The following is an 18318-nucleotide window of genomic DNA, read 5'->3' as shown; positions in this document are numbered from 1 at the left end:
ACTCCCTTCGTATTCGTTGATCTTGCGCCACGAGCGTGAAGGGGGACTCTGATCTTGAGATAGACAGGGATCTTCTGGAGCGGTGCTCCATGGGAGATGGAGGTATGGCCCTCCGTGGTCGCCATGCGGGTGGTGGGCGCAAACCACCGTCAGCGGCGTCGCCTCAACGGGCGGGGTCGTGAGCGTGACGGAAAAGGCCCGGGGACGACCGGGTCAGGTGCGGTTCGGGAAGGCGAGCGAGAGCGAACCACTGTCGAAGTGTCGAAAGAATATGGACAACGTCAGAACCGAGGTTGTGATCAAGGCTTCGGGATGAGTCCGGGGGATACCCGTTTACTGCCCGGGCGGCGTTCGGCATGTAGGTGGCGCGAGTCCGATCCTGGCTCCTGTGGGGAACGTGGGAACCTTACGCCTCCGCGCTCCGACCGGGCTTGCCCGGCTGGGTGACCTGTACTCCGCACGTTCGGGAAAGGCGCTTTGACCAGCCCGTTTCTTGATCACGGGGGTTTGGTTGGGTCGACTCCGAGGAGGTCGAGCACGCGCTGCTGCAGCGGGGTGGGTCGGGGGATGTAGGCGGGCTGGCCGCCGTGGGCAGGCACGAGGCGCAGGTCGGCGAGGGCTTCGAGGATGAGGCGGCCGGTGGGCCTGGCCGGGCGGCGGGCGTAGAGGCCGGCGACCGTCCCGGTCGGGCCGGCGGCGCGGCGGGCCTGGCGCTCGATCAGGGAGAACAGCAGCAGCGCTAGGCCGACGACGTGTAGCAGCCCGTGGATCCGCTGGTTGTTCTCGACGTAGAGCGGGTCGACGGCGAGCGGGCCCTTGAACGCGCTGTAGCGCCGCTCAAGGAGCAAGCCGCACTGCACGCATAAATTCGTCGGGGGCGGAGGGAATGAACGCTCCCGTGATCGGGGTTGACGCCCTGTTGGCGCTGGTAGCGGCCGTCCAGCGGCTGCGGAATGCGCAGATCGACGAAGAAAGCAACGAAGGAGAGGGAGGTTTGCTGGAGTATCAGCACGTACAACCATGCCTCCCCGAAGGCGGGCTCGGCGATGGACGTCCCGCCGTGGGAGGAATTCCCGGAAATGAACCGGGTGGCCGTGCGGCGCCTGCTGAGCCTGCTGGTCGAACGGGCGGCGCCGGCGAGCGGGGGCGGAGGTGAGCGGGGTGAGCACGGCGACCCTGCCGTGGGAGCGGCTGCACGGCACGGTGCAGCCACAGCATCTTGATCTTCTGGCGGCGGTGTACGTCCGCCAGTCCACCCTCGCGCAGGTCGAGCACCACGGCGAGTCGACCCGGGTGCAGTACGGGCTGGCCGAGCGGGCGGTGGCGTTGGGGTGGGCCCGGTCGCGGGTACTGGTCATCGACGACGACCTTGGGTATTCGGCGTCGGGGGTGGCCGACCGGCCGGGGTTCGCCCGGCTGGTCGCCGAGGTCGGGCTGGGCCACGTGGGCATCGTGGTGGGCGCGGAGATGTCCCGGCTGGCCCGCAGCGGCCGGGAGTGGCACCAGCTACTCGAGCTGTGCGCCATCTCGGGGACCCTGCTCGCCGACACCGACGGGGTCTACGACCCCAACGACCACAACGACCGGCTGCTGCTGGGGCTCAAGGGGACGATCAGCCAGGCCGAGCTGTTCCTGATCCGGCAGCGGATGTGGTCCGGGCGGGTGAGCAAGGCCCGCCGCGGACAGCTGGCGGTGCCGCTGCCCACCGGCTACGTGCGCCGGCCCTCGGGGGAGGTGGTGCGCGACCCCGACGAGCAGGTCCAGGCCGTGGTGCGCCTGGTCTTCGAGCTCTTCGACCGGTTCGGCACGGTGAACGCGGTGCTGTCCCACCTGGCCGACAACGACATCCAGGTCGGGGTCCGCATGCGGGAGGGGTCCGACCGGGGCGAGCTGGAATGGCGCCGGCCCAGCCGGACCGGGATCCAGAACATGCTGCGCCACCCGGCCTACGCTGGGGTCTACACCTACGGCCGCAGCAGCCTGGACCCCCGGCGGCGGAAGGCCGGGCGGCCGGACACCGGGCGGGTGCGCCAACCCCGCGAGGACTGGGTGGCCTACCTGCCCGGGGTGCTGCCGCCCTACATCAGCGTCGAGCAGTACGAGCGGAACATGCAGCGATTGCAGGCCAACCGGTCCTGGGCGCAGAACACGGGCGCGGCGCGTAACGGCCCGGCCCTGCTCAGCGGGCTGGTGGTCTGCGGCCGGTGTGGCCGCAAGATGGCGGCGCAGTACCGGCGGGGGTCCGGCGGGAAAATGGTCTCGTTCTACGCCTGTTCCCGCGATTCCGTCGAATACGGTGCCGAGCGGTGCCAGCAGCTGGCCGGCGGCTGCCTGGACGCCTACGTCACCGCGCTGCTGCTGGCGGCCATGGCCCCGGTCGCGTTGGAGGTCTCCCTGGCCGCGGCCGAGCAGGTCGAGGCGCAGCGGGCGCAGGTGGACCAGATCTGGCGGCAGCGCCTGGAGCGGGCCGACTACGCCGCCGACCGGGCCCGGCGCCAGTACCGGCTGGCCGAGCCGGAGAACCGGCTGGTCGTGCGCCAGCTGGAAAAAGACTGGGAGGCGGCGCTCGCCGAGCGCCAACGCCTGGGTGAGGACTACGACCGCTTTGCCGCAGCTCGCCCGCGCACCCTCACCGCCGCCGAACGCGACCAGATCCGCGCGCTGGCCGCCGACATCCCCGGGCTCTGGCATGCGCCCACCACCACCGACGCCGACCGCAAGCAGCTGCTGCGCCTGCTCGTCGAGCAGGTCCGCGTCGAGGTCGTCGGTGTCAGCGAGACGGTGAAGGTGCAGGTGACCTGGGCCGGGGGGCACCGCAGCGACGGCGAGGTGGTGCGCCCGGTAGCCCGCCTGACCCAGCTCAGCTACTACCCGCAGCTGGCCACGCGGGTCCGCGAGCTCGCCGCCGCCGGGCACAACGCCGCCCAGATCGCCGACTGCCTGAACGGGGAGGGCTTCCACCCGCCCAAGCGGCGGGCCTGCTTCGGCCCGCAGGGAGCCCGCGACCTGATGGGCACCCTCGGCCTGACTGAACCGGCTACCCGGCGCCGCAGCAGCCCGCCACTGGGCGAGCACGAGTGGTGGCTGCCCGACCTCGCCCGCGCACTCGACATGCCCCCGGTCACCCTCTACACCTGGATCGGCCGCGGCTGGGTGGACGCCCACCGCCACCCCGACGCCCCGCGCAGATGGGTCGTCCACGCCGACCCCGCCGAGGTCGACCGGCTGCGCGCCCTGCACCTGACCCCCCGCGGGCAGCACACCCGCCGGCCCTGGCTGGCCCACCAGCAGGCCGCCACGAACACAATCATGAACACCGAGCCGGAAGGAAGCACCGGTGATGCCGAGCCGTAGTTATGACAGCACTGCGGCTTGCTCCTCTCGGAGGCCTCCTGGCCCTTGTAGTCGAGGAAGACCCCGGCGGTGTCCTTCTCCTCGATGCTCTGGTTCGTGAGCAGCGCGAACCAGCCGTCGGCCTTCGCTGACAGCTCCAGGGCCGCCTCGTCGAAGTACCAGCTCAGCAGCGGTGTGCCGGTGTCGGGGTGGGTGTCGATGTGGGTCCGTAGCCACGCCCCGACCCGACACTCGGCGGTGATCTTCGCGATGCGGGCGTGGACGGCGGCCTCGTCGGGGTAGTACCGGGTGCCGAGGTTACGGTGCAGCACGACCAGCGCGGCCCGCGCCTTGTCGATCTGTTTCTGCCGGCTGGCCGCGGACGCCGCGGCACGCCGCGGCACGCCGCGCCGAGTGGGAGTACACGGTGCGGACCTCGAACGGCGGGTCGGTGGCCTTCGGGCCGTGCAGGGTCGTGGATCCCTCGACGACGCGGTGGACGTCACGTTGGTGGAACAGCGTGTCCTTCTCGCGCTGGGGTGCCCAGTCGACGATCGTGGCGATGGCCGGGTCGTGCGCCGCGAGCGCGGCCAGCCCGACGATGGTCCGCGGGGCCGGGGCGACGAACGTGGCGCCGGCGGCGGCGATCGCGGTCAGGTTCGTGTAGGAGACGAGCGTGCTGTCGCCGACTTTACCGACCGACACGTGGAGTGTCCGTGTCGTTGCTCTGGGTTTGTGAGATGGGCGTCCTAGGCTCCTTTACCGACCTGGTCCGGGACGTCCTCCATGTCTCGGGGTCGACGTGGTGGGAGCGAGATGGCGCGAAGTGTGGTGGTGGCGGACCTGCGGGTCCAGCCGATCGACCGGAAGGGCGGGCTGCGATCGTGGACGATCCTGCGGCCCGAGGGCACGGTGCACGAGGAGGCGGACCGGTTCCTGCGGGCGCATGAGGGCTCGGGCACGCAGCGGACATACGCCTACTACCTGGTAGATCATCTGCGGTGGCTTGAGCGCGAGTGCCTGGCCCTCGACACGGTGCAACTGCGGGATCTTGAGCGTTACATGGGTGCCGTCGGCGCCGAGGTGCTGATGCCGCTGGGCGAGCCGTGGCGAGCCGGCAAACGGCCCTACGGGCGGGCCGCGCTGTCGGCGTCGGCGGCGTGTCTGAAGGGCTTCTACCTGCACCAGACGTCCTGCGGGGTCAACGCCGGGCTGGGCGAGACGCTGGATCGGACGCGGCTGCCGACGCGGGAGGACCGGCGGCGATCGTTCCTCGGGCACGTCACGTCGGCGATGCCGGCGAACCCGCTCGCGCCGAAGGGTCCGTATCGGCGGCACCCGAAGATGCTCCCGGACGGTGCCCGCGAGGCGCTGCTGGCAGCGGTGCGCTCGGCGCACGACCGGCTGGTGGTCGCCTGGCTCGCGGACGGCGGGCTGCGGATCGGCGAGCTGTGCGGGCTGCACTTGGCGGATCTGCACCTGCGGGAGAACGCGGCCTGCGGGGAGTGCCGCTCCCCGCACCTGCACGTCTGCCACCGGCCGGCCAACCCGAACCGGGCGCGGGCGAAGACGAAGCACCCGTGGCGGGTCGAGGACGGCACGGTCACCGGCGGGCTGATCAAACGGGTCAGCCCGGCGATGGTGCACACCTACTTCGACTACCTGACCAGCGAGTACCCGGCCGACGCCGGGCACGGGATGTTGCTCGTCCAGCGGTCCGGCCAGGACGCCGGAGCGCCGTGGGCGCCGGTCGGCGCACGCCGGATGCTCGCCCGCACCGGGCGGCGTGCCGGCCTCGGCGCGGTGAAACCCCATGCCTTCCGACACAGCTTCACGTCCGCGGTCCTCGACGCGTCCGGGGGGAACCTGCTGGTCGCCCGGGACGCCGGGGGCTGGGCGTCGACGGCGATGGTCGACGAGATCTACGGGCATGTCGACGTGCACGACCCCGTCTTCGATGCGGCCCTGCGCACGGTCTGGGGCGAGGCGCGATGACCGTCCTGCCGCTGCCGGTCCGCGAGATCGATGCCCGCGCGGGCCGGGACCGGTTGGAGATCCTGACCGCGCTGATCGCGGCGCCGTCGTTCGATCCGCTGTTCCGCGCGGAGCTCATCAGGATCCCTGCCGGCCATCGCATCTACCGGTGGCAGTGCGCCGTGGACGGCTGCGACCGTCCGGCAACGGGACAGTCCAGCGACCTGTGCACCGTCCACGCGGAGATGTGGCGGCAGTACCAGCGCGAGGACGGCGCGACGCGGGCGAGTTTCCTGATCGCGGCGGCGCCGCTCGCGCCGAGTGCCGCGGCCGAGGAACTGCCGTGCCGGATCTGCCCGCAACGCCCAGCCGCCCACGTGACGCTGCGGCTCTGCCGCCACCACAAGTCCCGCTGGTCTCACTGCCGAGACCACGACGGCACGGACTTCGGTACCTGGCTCGCCGAGCAGATCCCGATGGCCGGATACGGTGACTGCCAGGTCCGGGTCTGCCCGGAGATGGCGGACACTCCGCTGGGCCTGTGTGCCCGACACGGGCAGAGCTACCGCCAGGCGGACCGCCCGGGCGGGGCCGCCCTACCGCGCGATTGGGCCAACCGATACGAATCGCGCGGGCTGCCGGTCCCGATCAGCCACGCGGGCGAGGCCGCGTTCACCCGGTGGTGCGCGTCCGCGGCGGTGGTGCCCCGACCCGGGCAGGTCAACCTGCGCGGGGTGCACCCACTCGTGCGCGCCGAGATCCAGTGGGGCATGTTCACGAACAGCCGCCGGCCACAGAGCCAGCGGGAACCCGTCGTCGCTTGGCAGGGCGTGGCGAGTTTCGCCCGCGCGCACGGCCTGCGGACTCTCAGAGCGTGTTTGACAACTCTTGACGATCTTCACTGTGATCATTTATATGAGCGAATAGCTACGAGATGTCCTTTTCCTTTGGGCGCCGCCACCCAGTAGATCAAGAAAATCTCTACTTCCTATATCCGTCTAGATGGGTACATAAGTTATTGATCAAAATGAGAAAGCGATCTTGAATGGGGTTTTGAAACACGCTCTCACCGACCTCACCCCGCAGACCGAACGCGCGCTACGACACGCCGCGGGCCACGAGGCCGTCCAGGTCGTGCGGCTGGTCGCCGGCTGGCTGCGTCCCCTCTACGTGACCCCGGAGGAGACACGGGATGCCGGGGTCATCCTCGCCGAGCACTTTGGCCGCAGGATCACACACCAGGCAGGTCAGATCGACCTGACCGCCGTGTCCCAACGGCGGCTGCGCGACCTGATCTGGGACCACCTCACCTCGATGTTGCACTCGCCCACCTGCCCGCGCAGCCGCGGGCCGTTCGATGGCATGCGACGCGCCAGCGTGGAACTGAGCGCCTTCCTGGAACTGCGCGCCCCAGGCGGCGGCCACGACCCGCGGGCGCTGATGGCCGAGCACATGCACCAGTTCGCCACCGACCAGCGCCAGCGCGAACGCGACGGACTGGCGTCGCTGGCGGCCAGAGGCCTGCACGGCAAGCCGTCGATCGTGACGGTCCACACCCGGGAGGCGGACTTCCGCTTCCTGCGGCGGCTGCTGCGCGACGCACTGGCGTCCGGGGACGCCGACCGACTCGGCCTGGCACGGAACTTCATCAACGCGGTGCCTGCCGCCGGCACGACGATCCACCGGGCACGATCCCCGTTCCCCGACGAGGTCGCCCGCGCGCTCGCCGACGACACCAACCTGGCAGCACTGGCCCGCGAGTACGACCCGGACGACCGCGGGCGGCGCGACGTCTGGGAGACCATCATCGTGACCGGCCGGCGCTGCAGTGAGGTCATCAGGCTCCACCTCGCCTGCCTCGGGCGTTACGGCGGGCTGCCGATGCTCTGGCACGACCAGACCAAGGTCGGCAACTACGACGAGGCGGTGCGCATCCCGGAACGGACCTACCAGCTGCTCGAGACCCGCCAGCGCAAGACCCTGGCGCTCTTCGAGGCCCGCAACGGCCGGCCCCCGACCGCCGAGGAGAGGGCGGCGATGGCGCTGTTCCCCACGAACATGCGCAACCGCGACTGCACCCAGCCGCTGACCTACGTCTGGTTCCACCAAGGCTTCAAGCGCTGGGTCCACGCTCTCGACATCGGGCGGTGGGTTCCCCACCAGGCCCGCCACTCACTGGCCACCAGCCTGCTACGGGCCGGCGCGACCCTCAGCCACGTCCGCCGCTACCTCGGCCACGTCTCCGAGCGGATGGCGGAGCACTACATCCACCTCGCACAGTCCGACCTCGAGGACGTCCTCCAGCACGTCTGGGTCGCCGGCCCCGGCAGCGCGCACCCCGGCGAGTTGCTCACCTCGCAGGGCACCGCCCCACTCAGCCGCGAGCAGGCCCAGGCCCTCGCGATCGACCTGTCCCGCCGCGCCACCCCCGCCGAGGGCGGGTTCTGCACCTTCCAACCCGTCGTCGACGGCGGCGCTTGCCCGTGGAACCTCGACTGCCACAACTGCGAGAAATTCGTCCTGTCCGGCGCGGACCTGCTCTACTGGCGGCGCAAACGCGAACAGTGGCGGCTGCTCGCCGAGGGCGCCCCGGACGACGCGACCGCCGACTACCTGCACCGCTACTTCGCGCCGACCGCCCGCGCGATCGACGGGCTGGAGGCGGCGCTCGCCGGCCTCGGGCTGCTCGACCAGGCACTCGCGCTGGACCTGCGCAAACCCCAGGACTACTTCCAACGTGTGTGGTCCGTCGCGTTCCGCGCCACCGGCCTCGCCGGGCACGACGACGAGGACCTAGACGACGAGGCCGTGGCGGAGGACTGCGCATGAGCAGCACGTCCACGCCGCGCACGGCCGGGCACTCGCCGCGCGCCGCCGCGCGACCGACGCCGCCCTCGGCCGAGTCCGTGACGCGATCACCCGGCTACGCCGGGAGAAAACCCAGGTCAGCGTCGCCGCCATCAGCAGGCGGGCAGGCGTCTCCCGGGCCTTCCTCTACGCCAACCCGGACGCGCGGGCCGCGGTCACGGCCACGATCCTCCAGGCCGGCGAGCAGCGAACCCGGCTCCTCGCCGACCAGGACGGCGCGCGGGAGGCCACCTGGCGCGAACGCGCGCTCAACGCCGAAGACGCCCTCAAGGCCGCCCACACCGAGATCCTCACCCAGCGCACCCGGATCGGCGAACTACTCGGCCAGATCCGTGATCAGGAAGTCGCATGGACCCAGGAGGCCATCGCGCGGATCACCACCGAGAACACCACCCTCAAACAGCGGGTGCGCACGCTCACCGCCGACAACCGCACCCTCGACGAACGGCTCACCGCCGCCCGGGAGAACCTACGGTTTCACGACAGACGCATCGCCGACCTCGAAGCACAGCTCGCGTCGACCCAGCTCGCCGGAACAACCAGGACCTGACGATCAGAACCGGCGCTCGAGTTCCCAGACGTCAACAAGAGATCCGCAAACCGCCCACATTTCCCGAACCACCTTTCACGGGCCCCGCTCGCCACTGGTGAGCGGGGCCCGTGCGTTTCCGACACGCCGAGTCGCCGGAAATCCCGCAGGCCATCGTCGTGGACATGTAATCTACGAATATCCGCAGGTCAAGGGCCCCGGACTTCATGATCCGGTCGGTAAAGTCGGCCATCAGGAACCGGCGTTCGCCGGCGAGCTCACGCAGGGCGCGCAGCGCCCCCTCGACCTGGGCGATCTCGGCGGTGCCGCCGTCGTAGACGCGGGTCAGCAGCGTCACCGCGCCATCGCCGCAGGTCGCGAACCCGGCCTGGGTCTGTTTCAGGTCGAAGCGGTGGTCCTTCGGCCGGCCCGGCTTCGGGGTGACGTAGTCGGGATCGGCCCCGTCGTAGGCGCCGTACACGGACATGCTGGTCAGGTCCCAGCTGAACCGGGACACGTCCAGGCCGAACACGGCGATCGCGGCTGCGGCGATCGAGCCGACGACGGCGTCGGCCTGCTCGGCGAGCGCCTCCAGCGCCCGGCCGCAGCGGTCGTCGTTGAGCGCGTCCGGCTCGATCCCGAAGATCTCCAGGACCGCCCACTTCTCGGCCCAGTCCTGGACCTTGACCAGCGGGGCCGGGGAGGTCAGCCGGTTCGCGACCAGCATCGCGATGACCTGGCCGTGGGTGTAGCGGGCCTTGTTCTCCTGGAACGGGCAGAGCCGGTCGATGACGGCGATCAGGTCGAGGCGGACCAGTAGGTCACGCACCACGGGCAGTGAGCCGAGGAACTTCTCCAGGCTCGGGGGCCCGTAGACGAGGTCCGCGGTCGCCAGCACGCTGCGAACCGTGCCAGACCGGACGCACTACGCACCAGGGCGATCACCACGCCACCCGACCAAGAAGTCACACTGTCAGCACACTGCACGAACGTGCGGAGTACAGGGGTGACGTCGGGCTTGTTGCCGGGGTAGGTGTGGGAGACCAGCGGGATCCCGCCGTCGCGGGTGACCACCAGGCCCAGGCCCACGATGCGCAGGTCGTAGCGCTTCTGCTTCGCCTTTCCCCGCTGGGCCAGCGGGGCTTTCGCGTTGGTGCTGTCGATGTAGGTCGCGAAGTTGGTCATGTCCAGGGCCACCGCGGAGATGTCGAGCTCGAAAATCTCGGCCGCCCGCAGGGCGAGCCTGCGTTCGATCTCCGCCAGCTCGGCCCGGGTGACCGCCTGCATGGCGTTCCAGAAGCGTCGGTGGTCGAGCACCCGATTTTCGATCTTCGTGAAGCGGTCGGCGGCGGTGGTGGCCCACCAGTCGGCGAAGGCGGACTTCGAGCACGGCGCGACGACCCGGTTGAGCGCGGCCAGCGCCAGGTAAGTACCCACGCTGGCCCCGGCGTCCGCCCGCCGCGCCCGAGTGACCTCGTCGACGACGTCGGCGACGCCGAGGCGGGCCAGCACACCCCACACCGCGGCCACGTCGCCGAAAGCGAGGTGGCGGGTACGCTCCGGCAGCATGGTCGCCTCGCGGGCGGCCATGGCCGCAGCGATGTCCTCGGCTGAGCCCAGGTAGCGCTGGGAGACGATCCGTGGCTTGCCGTCCACCCGGGCCGACTCGGCCAGGTAGTAGTAGGTCTTACCGTTGATCTTCTTTCCGATCAGTGAGGACGCCCTTTAGGTAATACACAACGCGGGTCAAAATGTCGATCGGGGGAGCGCACGTCGTCGCAGGTCGGGGGCTGTATGGCGGGGTGCTGGCCAGCCCAACAGACATACAAGATCAAATTAGCTAGGAAACTCCGGCTAGCTTGGCGGCCGGCGACAACCTCATCACCCCATGAGCGAGCGCCTCGCCAGCGCCCGACGATCACCTCGGACGCCCCTGCCGATGAGCGCGCATTTCTCGGGTTCCGCCAAGAGGGTGATGATCCACCGTCCCTGACTTTGCGTAATCAGAGGCGTAACCCGCTGGCCGAGCACATTCACGCCGAACCGCTCGAGCATGGCACGACATCTTCCGTTGCAAGGGTCGTGGCGTCAGGCCAGGTTCGCATGGGTGGGACCAGCTCACGAACGGGGGCGTGGGGGCGCCACTGTCCAAGCGTCCCCGGCAGGTCCGGCAGCACCGGCAGGTGCCGCGACGCCGGGATGGTCCGCGTTCTACACTTCCGATCTTTCCATCTTTCACGATTCCGCTGACGCAACGAACCCGGGGCGACCAAGCTGGGACCCAGGCCGCCAACCACTGCACCGCAAAGCTGGCCGGCAAGGGAAGTGGGATTCGCTACTGGTTGCTGAACAGCAGCAAGGTAGACACGGGGATCGGTTTGAGTACATTGCGGCATGTATCGTCGGGTACACGGCGGCGAAGCCGGGTCGGTTGGGCGCGCTTGGCTCTGGCCGTGGCGCTTGCCGGCCTCGTGCTCCCGTTGGTGGGCTGTGGCTCGGTGTCACCTAAGCCGCCCGCGCCGCATTTCGAGGTCTCCTACGCTGCGGCCGCCGGTTGGCTCAGCGGAATGAAGCCGCCCGAGGTCGACGAGCAGTTGCGGGACTGGGCGCGGACCGCACTGGCCGCACATCTGAACCTTGATACGGCGTCGTTCCTCGGTACGGCCTATGACACGCTGCCGGTTCGCGATCCGGGCTTCGCGGATTTGTCACGACAGGAGACGGGGCCGGGGCGGCTTTTGGTAGACGGCAAGGGCATGGTGCACCTGCTCGTGCCGCTCGGCGACCCGCACGAGGCACGAACCGTCGGGCTACTGCTCGATCAGTACCGGGCCGATCACGGGGCGGACTCTCAGCAGGTCGTGATCGACCGTTACCAGCTCCGTCGTGACCTGGATGCGATCGAAGTGACCGACGGCACACCGAGGCCGACGCCGGAGGTCCGGTCCGCGTACGGCTATGTCATGATGCGTATCGACAGCATGGGCGAGCTGACCGGCTTCTTGGCAAAGACCCAGTACCTGTCCGAAATCTCGATCCAGGGGTCGAAGATCTGGGCGAGTGGTTGGCGCTGGCCGGATGTGCCGTCGGCGCCGTTGGACGCGGCGGACGTGTCGGCGATCCAGGGCGGGTATCCGGTGCGTTCGGACGGCCAGGCGCCGGGATTCTCCCTTGACCCGGAGGTGGCACAGCGGCCGGAAGACGTGAAGGCGGTAATCCCGGACCTCGCTCCGACCCTCATCGACAGTCTTCGCACCAACGATTGGACGGGTACGCCCTTCCAGTCGGCAGATGACCTCGGGCAGAAGGTGGAGAGCGCGCTCTTCGACGGCGATCCGTCGGGGGAAACGCTGACCCGGCTTGGTCTCCCGTCAGACCGCGCACAACTATGGGCGATCCACCAACTGATCCAAAACAAGGCGGTTTACAGTCAGGCGCGTTATGAAGGCGGTCTGGCCCAGACCGACGTGGGGATGACCCTCTTCTACACCGACTACGTCGCGAAGGACTGGGTGGCCGGTGTTGGCAGTGGTGTGCCGACCGCGGCGGTCGGTGGCTTCGTCCCGGACACTGATGCGGTGACACCGTGGAGCCATTGCCCGAGCAGCCCACAGGTTGAGTGGGGACGGCTGTGGTTCGGGCAGAACGACGCTGCTTTCGCGCGCTCCGGCGACCGGATCGACATCGGCGCGCAGGCGACCCGGCTGTTCGCCCGGTCAGACGGCGCACACGGTGCTGAAGTCGAGCCCAGTTTCGCGTTCGGGCGCGGCCTGCGCTTCTGGGACCAGCACTACCAGGCGATCGCGGACTACGAGCCGCAGTACGCGCGCCTCGACCAGATCATGCGATGGAGCGGTGCGCTGGAATGGCTGACCGGCAAGGGCGACGCGCTCCCGACAGCGCCGGACGGCGACGTGCACCACCCGGACCTGACGTTCAAGGACTGGTACGCGCAGCATTCGGAACTGCGGGAGCGCGCCCCGATCTCGTTCGTCACTCCGCCGGGAGCAAACCAGGAAGCGGTGATCTCCAGCCCGACGAAGACCTTCGAAAACTGCGGGTTTTCGGCGATCAAGGGCGGTGTGTCGCTCAGCGATCTGAGTGAGCGGGCCGGCGAGCGTAGCTACCACGCCGACCTGCCGGAGCCGTGGCGCCGAGCCGGTCTGTTCGACGAGGCCTCGCACGCCGACCCGTCCTCCGGGGACGGCGTCATCACCCAGCTTGCCATCGACGACGCGGGGCAGAAAGACGCGGGGCAGAAAGCAGAGCAGGTCAAGCGCACGATCTCCACGACCGGCGATCGCTCCGAAGTGAAAGTCGACGCTTCTCACCGTGCGGTCATCCCGTTCCGGAACGTGAAGGTCTGGCGCTCTGACGCGGCGGACCGCATGCTGACCGCTAGCATCACCGCCAGCCGTGGACAGGTGTCACAGCACGTCGACTACCAGGGCCAGGATCTCGGTACGCTCGATGTTCGCAGCGTCGCTGACGTCGTGGCGATCCAATGGCGGCGGGGCGTCGTTGACCGGGCTCTACGTGTGCTGCAGGCACTGCAGGATTGGCTGGCGAACCCGTTTCACGCCTATCCGCGCTCTGTGATTGATGGACTGTCTTCCGTGACCGACGGATCGCTAGAGACTTACCAGGACGCCGATGGGCAGGTGCGGGTGAAGGTGGGTGGCCCCGGCGACCCGTGGCTGACGATCAGGGACGGCACGCAGCCGTCCGGTGACGATCTGGCGTTCCGGATCGGCGCCCCGGACCTGAACTCTCCCACGCCGAGGTTCTTCGAGGCGACCTTCGCTGCGGGTCCCCATGCGGCGGGCGGACCCCAGTCGTGGTGGGATGTGGCGTCGGCGACCGGCGACCAGGCCGCTCAGGGCAGCTACGCCTCGCCGCCGGCCGCGACAGACCCGGCGGTGCCGGTGAGTACGCCAGACGGCAGAACCGCGAACCTTGTCATCGTCGATGACGGCGATGTACGGGTGCCGTCCGACGACCCGATCCTCGGCCCCGACGGGCTGCCGGAAGGCGCGGCGCTGCTGGCTGCCTTCCCCCGGGTGTTCGACGCGATGGACGCCGCCGCCATGGCCGGGGACGGTTTCCTGCGGGGCGTGCTGCTGGAGGGCGACGGCGTCGCCTTGGCCGGCGCAGACCGCGTCATCATCGTGCCCGCCAACCACCCCTGGGCGGAGCGGGTCCGGCGGGCGGTCGCGGCCGATCCTGGATATGCAATGCCGCTTATGCAGATCGTCGGCGACCGTGTGGAGCACGTCGACACCGACCATCTGACGCCGGTCCCAGGTTCCACCCAACACAAGGTTCGTCTGGAGGAGGTCCTCAGCAGACCCGACATCTCGACGATCTACATGCATGAGAGCCTGCGGTCGACGCTGCACCTGCAGGGCGGGACGATCATTCCGGAGCCGTTGCCCGGCGCCCTGCGGGTGCAGGTGAACGTCATTGCCGTGGTACCCCTCCACCCGGTGCACAACGAAAGCGCGGCCGCCCAGCCTGATGTCCGGATCCATCAGCATGCTCAGTGGTCAAAGTTCAATACGTACGGGAACGGCTTCCAGTCGAACTGGCAGAATGCGACACCGACCCCGGTGGCGGGAGCCCCTGCGACGGCAGGAGGCGGGACGGGGCAGGCTGCAGGGATGGTGTTGCTCGTCTGCCCGGCCGCCGGGCCGTTCGCGTCCGCCTGCGGCGGCTGACCGGGCGACCGATGCTCGAACCGATCCACATCGAACCCGGTACGCCGCTGGCCCAGGCGATTGCCGACGCTCACGCCGCGCAGGCACGGGCGAACGCGGTACAGGTGGATGCCGCCTACCGGGTAGCCACCACCGCAGCCGCCGACCGCGACGGAGGCCGCGGCGACCTGTGGTCGGCCGTGGCCGCCGATCACGTCACCGCGCTGCGAGTACTCGGGTCACTGACGCTAGCCTTGCAGCGGTGCAACCACTACTTGGCGGAGGCGACAGCGGCCGGCGCGGACCGGCTTGCGCTCTGGCTGGAGAGGGCGCAGCTTCGCTCGGCGGTCGGCGACGCTCGGGGCGCGGGCGCTGACGCGGCGGCTGTCCGCGCGGCCGTCGCGGGCCGGTCCGACACCCTCCCCGTAAGCAACCATGGACGGCTTCTGCGCGTCGAGGCGCTGGTCGCAGCCCACGAGGGCCACCTCGCCACGGCCGCCCACCTTCTGGACCAATCGGAGCAGGCATTTCGGAGGGCCGGCGACGAAACGGGCGTCGCAGTCATCGACCGGGACCGCAGCGTCCTCGCGGTGCGCGAAGGGGTGGAGCCACACATTGCCGGCGTCGTTGAGGGTCCGCGGCCGGAGACGGTCTCCGGCTGCTTTCGTCTCGCTCTGGCGCTCAAGCGCCAGCTGCGCTACGAGGCAGCCGCCCAGGTGATGTTGGACGTCACCGCCAACCCCGATCTCGATCCGGCGCTGCGGTTACCGGCGCTGCATGAGCTTGCCGCGCTGCTGCTGGCCTTGCGGTGCGACCGTTCCGCCCACGCCCTGCGTCCAGCCTTGGACGATGCCGCCGCGAGTTGGCCGGACCCGGCAGCGGCGGCAATGTGGGTCGCTGATCTGCTCCCCATCGAACAGGACCCACCCGCCGCGTCAGCGTCCGACCGGGCGGTCCGCAAGGTACAGAGGCTGATCGCTGAAGGGCGACTCGACGAGGCCCAAGCCCGACTCGCCGAGCTAGCCGGTCCACCACCCGTCACCGAAGACGCCAAGGCAGCCACCGCCGACCACCCTCGGGGAAGCCGCCGGGACGGACCGGTCACCGAGACCGTTCGCTCGGCGATCGACCGTGACCGTGCCCTGTGGTTCCTTGCCGCAGGGGAACTCAACCTGGTCAGATACCGTCAGGGCAGGCAGCGGCGGGTACTCCAGGAAGCCGTCGAGCAGCTCGGCACAGCAGTCGAATGCGCCTCGCCGAACTGGCTGACCGAGGTCAGGGTCCGGGCGCTGCGCCTGCTCGGCGAAGCCTACTACCGGCAGGCCGAACACGGCCGAGCGGTGGCCCTGTGGGCGCAGGCCCAGCACCTCGAGGAACAGATTGCCGGCCGCCAGATCAGCGACGCGGTACGGGTAAACATGCTGCAGGCCGTTCCGAACGAGCACGACGAACGCATCCGCCTCGCCGCCGAGGCGATCGCTGAGAACGAACAGGGCGCCGCCGCGGTGGCCGCGCTCGTCGTCGCCCTGGAGGCTGCCCGCGGCGCCGCGATCCTCGGCCGAATACTGCCCACCGAGGCCGCCCTAACGCGTGACCTACCCCCACCGGGAAATCACGATCTTGCGTGGAGATGGGTCCGGATGACGGCGGACCGTCTGCCTCGCGCGCAGGTGGTGTGGATGATGCACGCGACGCCGGACCGGGTGCACCACGCCGTCATCGGCTGGAACCTGCTGCATCACATCGCCGTCGACTGCCGGCGGGAAGAGCTGGCCGAGGCCGTCGACGAGCTGATGGCATCGTGGAACGAGAACGTCCTGGAATCCGACGTGGGAAGGGCCGCTTTCAGCGAAGAAGCCCGCCAGATCGCGACGCATATCGATGTCGGCGAGGTGATCCGGCATCTGCCGCACCCCATCCGCCGGATAGCGATAGTCGCCGGGGGAATCCTCTCCGACATCCCGTTCGCGGCACTGCCCATCCCCGGCCAAGCACTGCCAATCGGTCTTCGATTCGCCCTGTCCGACCTTCCCTGCCTGTCCGCACGCCGCCCGCTGAGCCTACGTGCCCGACGACTACGCGGCGACCGGCATCTGCTGGTCAGCCCCCCGGCAGACAGCATCACGCCCGCCAGGGCCGTCCGCGGCGGCGCCGTGCTGGACGGCTCACGGGCAAACCCTGGCGAACTCCGCGACGTGTTGAGGCGACACCACTACCACCGAGTGCGGATCGACTGCCACGGCCAGTGCGACGCCCACAACGTAGCCGGACGCTGGCTCCAGCTCGCACCCGTCGGCTCGGACGGCCGACTTCACCCGGAGGATCTGCAGTCCATGGACCTCGGGGGCTGCGGGACGCTGATCCTAGGAGCGTGCGAGTCTGGGATGGCCAGCCGTGTCGGGCGCGACGAACGGATCGGCTTTGTACGAGCCGCGCTGCACGCCGGCGCCGCATCCGTTGTCGCCGCCCGGTGGGTGGCCGCGGACCCGGTCGCCGCGACCTTGCTCGATCGCTTCCAACGGTATATCCGCTACCTGCCACGCGATCTCGCGTTGCAGCGCGCCCAGCTCGACGTGCACCACGGCGCCCCGGGTACCCCAGCCGATCTCACTGCACTCGGCCATCCCGCTCGATGGGCGTGCTGGACGTTGTACGGGGACCCCGGCTGGCAGACTCAGGCGGGAACATTTCACCGTCTCCTGCGGCGGGGAGCCGACCGTGGTTCGGGTGAGCGGAGGTAATGTGCCGGACGATACGCTCACAGATGCGCCTAAGGTCTTCCTGTCCTTCGCCGGGGCAGACCGGGGCGCGGCGGAAAGGCTGGCGATGGATCTGCGCCAATGCGGCGTTGACCCGCTCCTCGACCAGCAGATCCAGCCCGGCTCCGACTGGATACTGTGGATCAACGACGCTCTTACTCACTCGGACTACTACGTACTCCTGTGGTCGCAGGCCGCCCGCGACCGATGCTGGGTGAAGGCCGAATGGACCGCTGCACTGCATCGCGACTTGTCCGGGCGACGGTCTTTCCTGTTCCTCGTGCGCCTCGACGACAGCCCGCTACCGCAGCTGTTGGCACCCCGCCAGTATCTTGACGCCGCCAACGGCTGGGAGAATGTCGTGCGCGACCTTGTCACGACCTGGCAGCGAGACATGGCCGTCGGCGTACCCGTGATGCCCGCTCCTCCCATAGCGAGTGAAGCCGGCAACCCTCCGAGTAAGATGATCTATGTGCGTAACCGGGTGCTGTCCTTCGCGATCGTGCTCGCGGTGCCGGAAACCACAACGGCCGGGGAGCTGGTCCGCCTCGTCCGCACCCGGCTCGCACTACCCGACGAGGAGACCAAGTTCAACGGTTTGGTGGGTATCCGCTTCCAGTATCGCCTCATCATCGCGGGGAAGCCGACGCCCGACGACCCCGCCGCCGCGCTACACCTGCAGGACGGCTGCACGGTCGACCTTGAAGTGTCGGTGGAGCCATTCGGCCCTACCGGTCCGCTGGCCGAGGGCACCACCTACCGACCGGGCACACCCGGCACGATCCCACCCGCGACGACACGGTCTTTGATCCGAACCGCCTTCCGTCATCTCGTCCCATAATTCTGCGGTTTCGGCAGCAATCCGAAAAACGCTTCGGAAAGTCCAGGGAGCTTTTCGGAAACCCCTATTGAAACAATTATTTGATGAACGCAGACAAATAAAGATCTTTGACTTTTCATGATTATCGACCCGCCGATAGGTCAAAGTTTCCCCGGGTGATCGGATAACTACCGGCCTCGATGAGGAACCGCGGCGGCGATAGGCAAGAACCTCTCGTCTGACAGGACAGCAGAATGCTCAAAACGAGCACAGCTCTCTCCGATTATATAAAATTGCCAACAAGCCTCCGGCAGCAGATGGAAAATCCTGGCGTGTCGT

General features: G+C 69.1%; 13 protein-coding genes and 1 pseudogene. 10 read left to right on the top strand and 4 right to left on the bottom strand.

From position 1 onward, the window contains the following. Positions 1-497: 497 nt before the first annotated feature. Positions 498-860: a hypothetical protein gene (locus MJ797_RS21690; protein WP_239340250.1), complete on the bottom strand. Its 363-nt coding sequence runs from the start codon at positions 858-860 to the stop codon at positions 498-500. Positions 861-1152: 292 nt separating this feature from the next. Here MJ797_RS21690 and MJ797_RS21680 point away from each other — a divergent pair, with 292 nt between their 5' ends. Further along, entirely contained in the window at positions 1153-3354 is a 2202-nt protein-coding gene (locus MJ797_RS21680; RefSeq protein ID WP_374582749.1) for a recombinase family protein, read from the top strand. A 96-nt stretch (positions 3355-3450) separates the two neighbouring features. Beyond that, positions 3451-3636 (top strand): hypothetical protein, encoded by a 186-nt coding sequence (locus MJ797_RS21675; protein WP_239340245.1) that lies wholly within the window; start codon positions 3451-3453, stop codon positions 3634-3636. A gap of 15 nt (positions 3637-3651) precedes the next feature. On the opposite strand, the gene MJ797_RS21670 is transcribed toward MJ797_RS21675, so the two are convergent. Next, positions 3652-4038, bottom strand: coding sequence for a hypothetical protein (locus MJ797_RS21670; protein ID WP_239340242.1), 387 nt, complete (start codon positions 4036-4038; stop codon positions 3652-3654). Positions 4039-4149: 111 nt separating this feature from the next. Between MJ797_RS21670 and MJ797_RS21665 the strand changes: the two genes are divergently transcribed. The 5 genes and pseudogenes from MJ797_RS21665 (at position 4150) to MJ797_RS21645 (ending at position 8725) form a co-directional block, all read left to right on the top strand. Continuing rightward, complete coding sequence (locus MJ797_RS21665; protein WP_239340231.1) at positions 4150-5328, top strand: tyrosine-type recombinase/integrase; 1179 nt, start codon at positions 4150-4152, stop codon at positions 5326-5328. Further along, complete coding sequence (locus MJ797_RS21660; RefSeq protein ID WP_239340221.1) at positions 5325-6275, top strand: hypothetical protein; 951 nt, start codon at positions 5325-5327, stop codon at positions 6273-6275. Before MJ797_RS21665 ends, MJ797_RS21660 begins: the two co-directional genes overlap by 4 nt. Positions 6276-6348: 73 nt before the next feature. Next, on the top strand, positions 6349-8136 hold the full coding sequence (locus MJ797_RS21655) for a site-specific integrase (protein WP_239340212.1): 1788 nt from the start codon (positions 6349-6351) through the stop codon (positions 8134-8136). Between the two features lie 85 nt (positions 8137-8221). Further along, positions 8222-8401: pseudogene (locus MJ797_RS21650) on the top strand (DUF6262 family protein); the annotation flags it as partial. Between the two features lie 180 nt (positions 8402-8581). Continuing rightward, a complete protein-coding gene (locus tag MJ797_RS21645) occupies positions 8582-8725 on the top strand; it encodes a hypothetical protein (RefSeq protein ID WP_239340204.1) in 144 nt (47 codons plus the stop codon). A 31-nt stretch (positions 8726-8756) separates the two neighbouring features. Here the strand turns inward: MJ797_RS21645 and MJ797_RS21640 are convergent, their stop codons facing one another. Both MJ797_RS21640 and MJ797_RS21635 read right to left on the bottom strand, forming a co-directional pair. Then, the gene (locus MJ797_RS21640) at positions 8757-9602 is read right to left on the bottom strand and encodes a DUF4277 domain-containing protein (protein WP_239340202.1); all 846 of its coding nucleotides are present in this window, start codon (positions 9600-9602) and stop codon (positions 8757-8759) included. Beyond that, the gene (locus tag MJ797_RS21635) at positions 9503-10360 is read right to left on the bottom strand and encodes a hypothetical protein (protein ID WP_239340200.1); all 858 of its coding nucleotides are present in this window, start codon (positions 10358-10360) and stop codon (positions 9503-9505) included. Before MJ797_RS21635 ends, MJ797_RS21640 begins: the two co-directional genes overlap by 100 nt. An 842-nt stretch (positions 10361-11202) precedes the next feature. Here MJ797_RS21635 and MJ797_RS21630 point away from each other — a divergent pair. From MJ797_RS21630 to MJ797_RS21620, 3 genes are read left to right on the top strand one after another with little or no spacing between them, the layout of a single operon-like run. Beyond that, entirely contained in the window at positions 11203-14421 is a 3219-nt protein-coding gene (locus MJ797_RS21630; protein ID WP_239340198.1) for a hypothetical protein, read from the top strand. Positions 14422-14432: 11 nt separating this feature from the next. Beyond that, complete coding sequence (locus MJ797_RS21625; RefSeq protein WP_239340196.1) at positions 14433-17141, top strand: CHAT domain-containing protein; 2709 nt, start codon at positions 14433-14435, stop codon at positions 17139-17141. A 1-nt stretch (position 17142) separates the two neighbouring features. Beyond that, a complete protein-coding gene (locus tag MJ797_RS21620) occupies positions 17143-18000 on the top strand; it encodes a toll/interleukin-1 receptor domain-containing protein (protein WP_239340193.1) in 858 nt (285 codons plus the stop codon). The last annotated feature ends 318 nt before the right edge of the window (positions 18001-18318 follow it).

The sequence above is a fragment of the Protofrankia sp. CiP3 genome, assembly GCF_917627345.1.
Taxonomy (GTDB): Bacteria; Actinomycetota; Actinomycetes; order Frankiales; family Frankiaceae; genus Protofrankia.
This window is presented reverse-complemented; position numbering and strand designations above follow the sequence as displayed.

Coding starts and splice junctions, on each gene's coding strand:
- MJ797_RS21665 (WP_239340231.1), top strand. CDS start 4,150: ATGGCGCGAAGTGTGGTGGTGGCGGACCTGCGGGTCCAGCCGATCGAC.
- MJ797_RS21660 (WP_239340221.1), top strand. CDS start 5,325: ATGACCGTCCTGCCGCTGCCGGTCCGCGAGATCGATGCCCGCGCGGGC.
- MJ797_RS21625 (WP_239340196.1), top strand. CDS start 14,433: ATGCTCGAACCGATCCACATCGAACCCGGTACGCCGCTGGCCCAGGCG.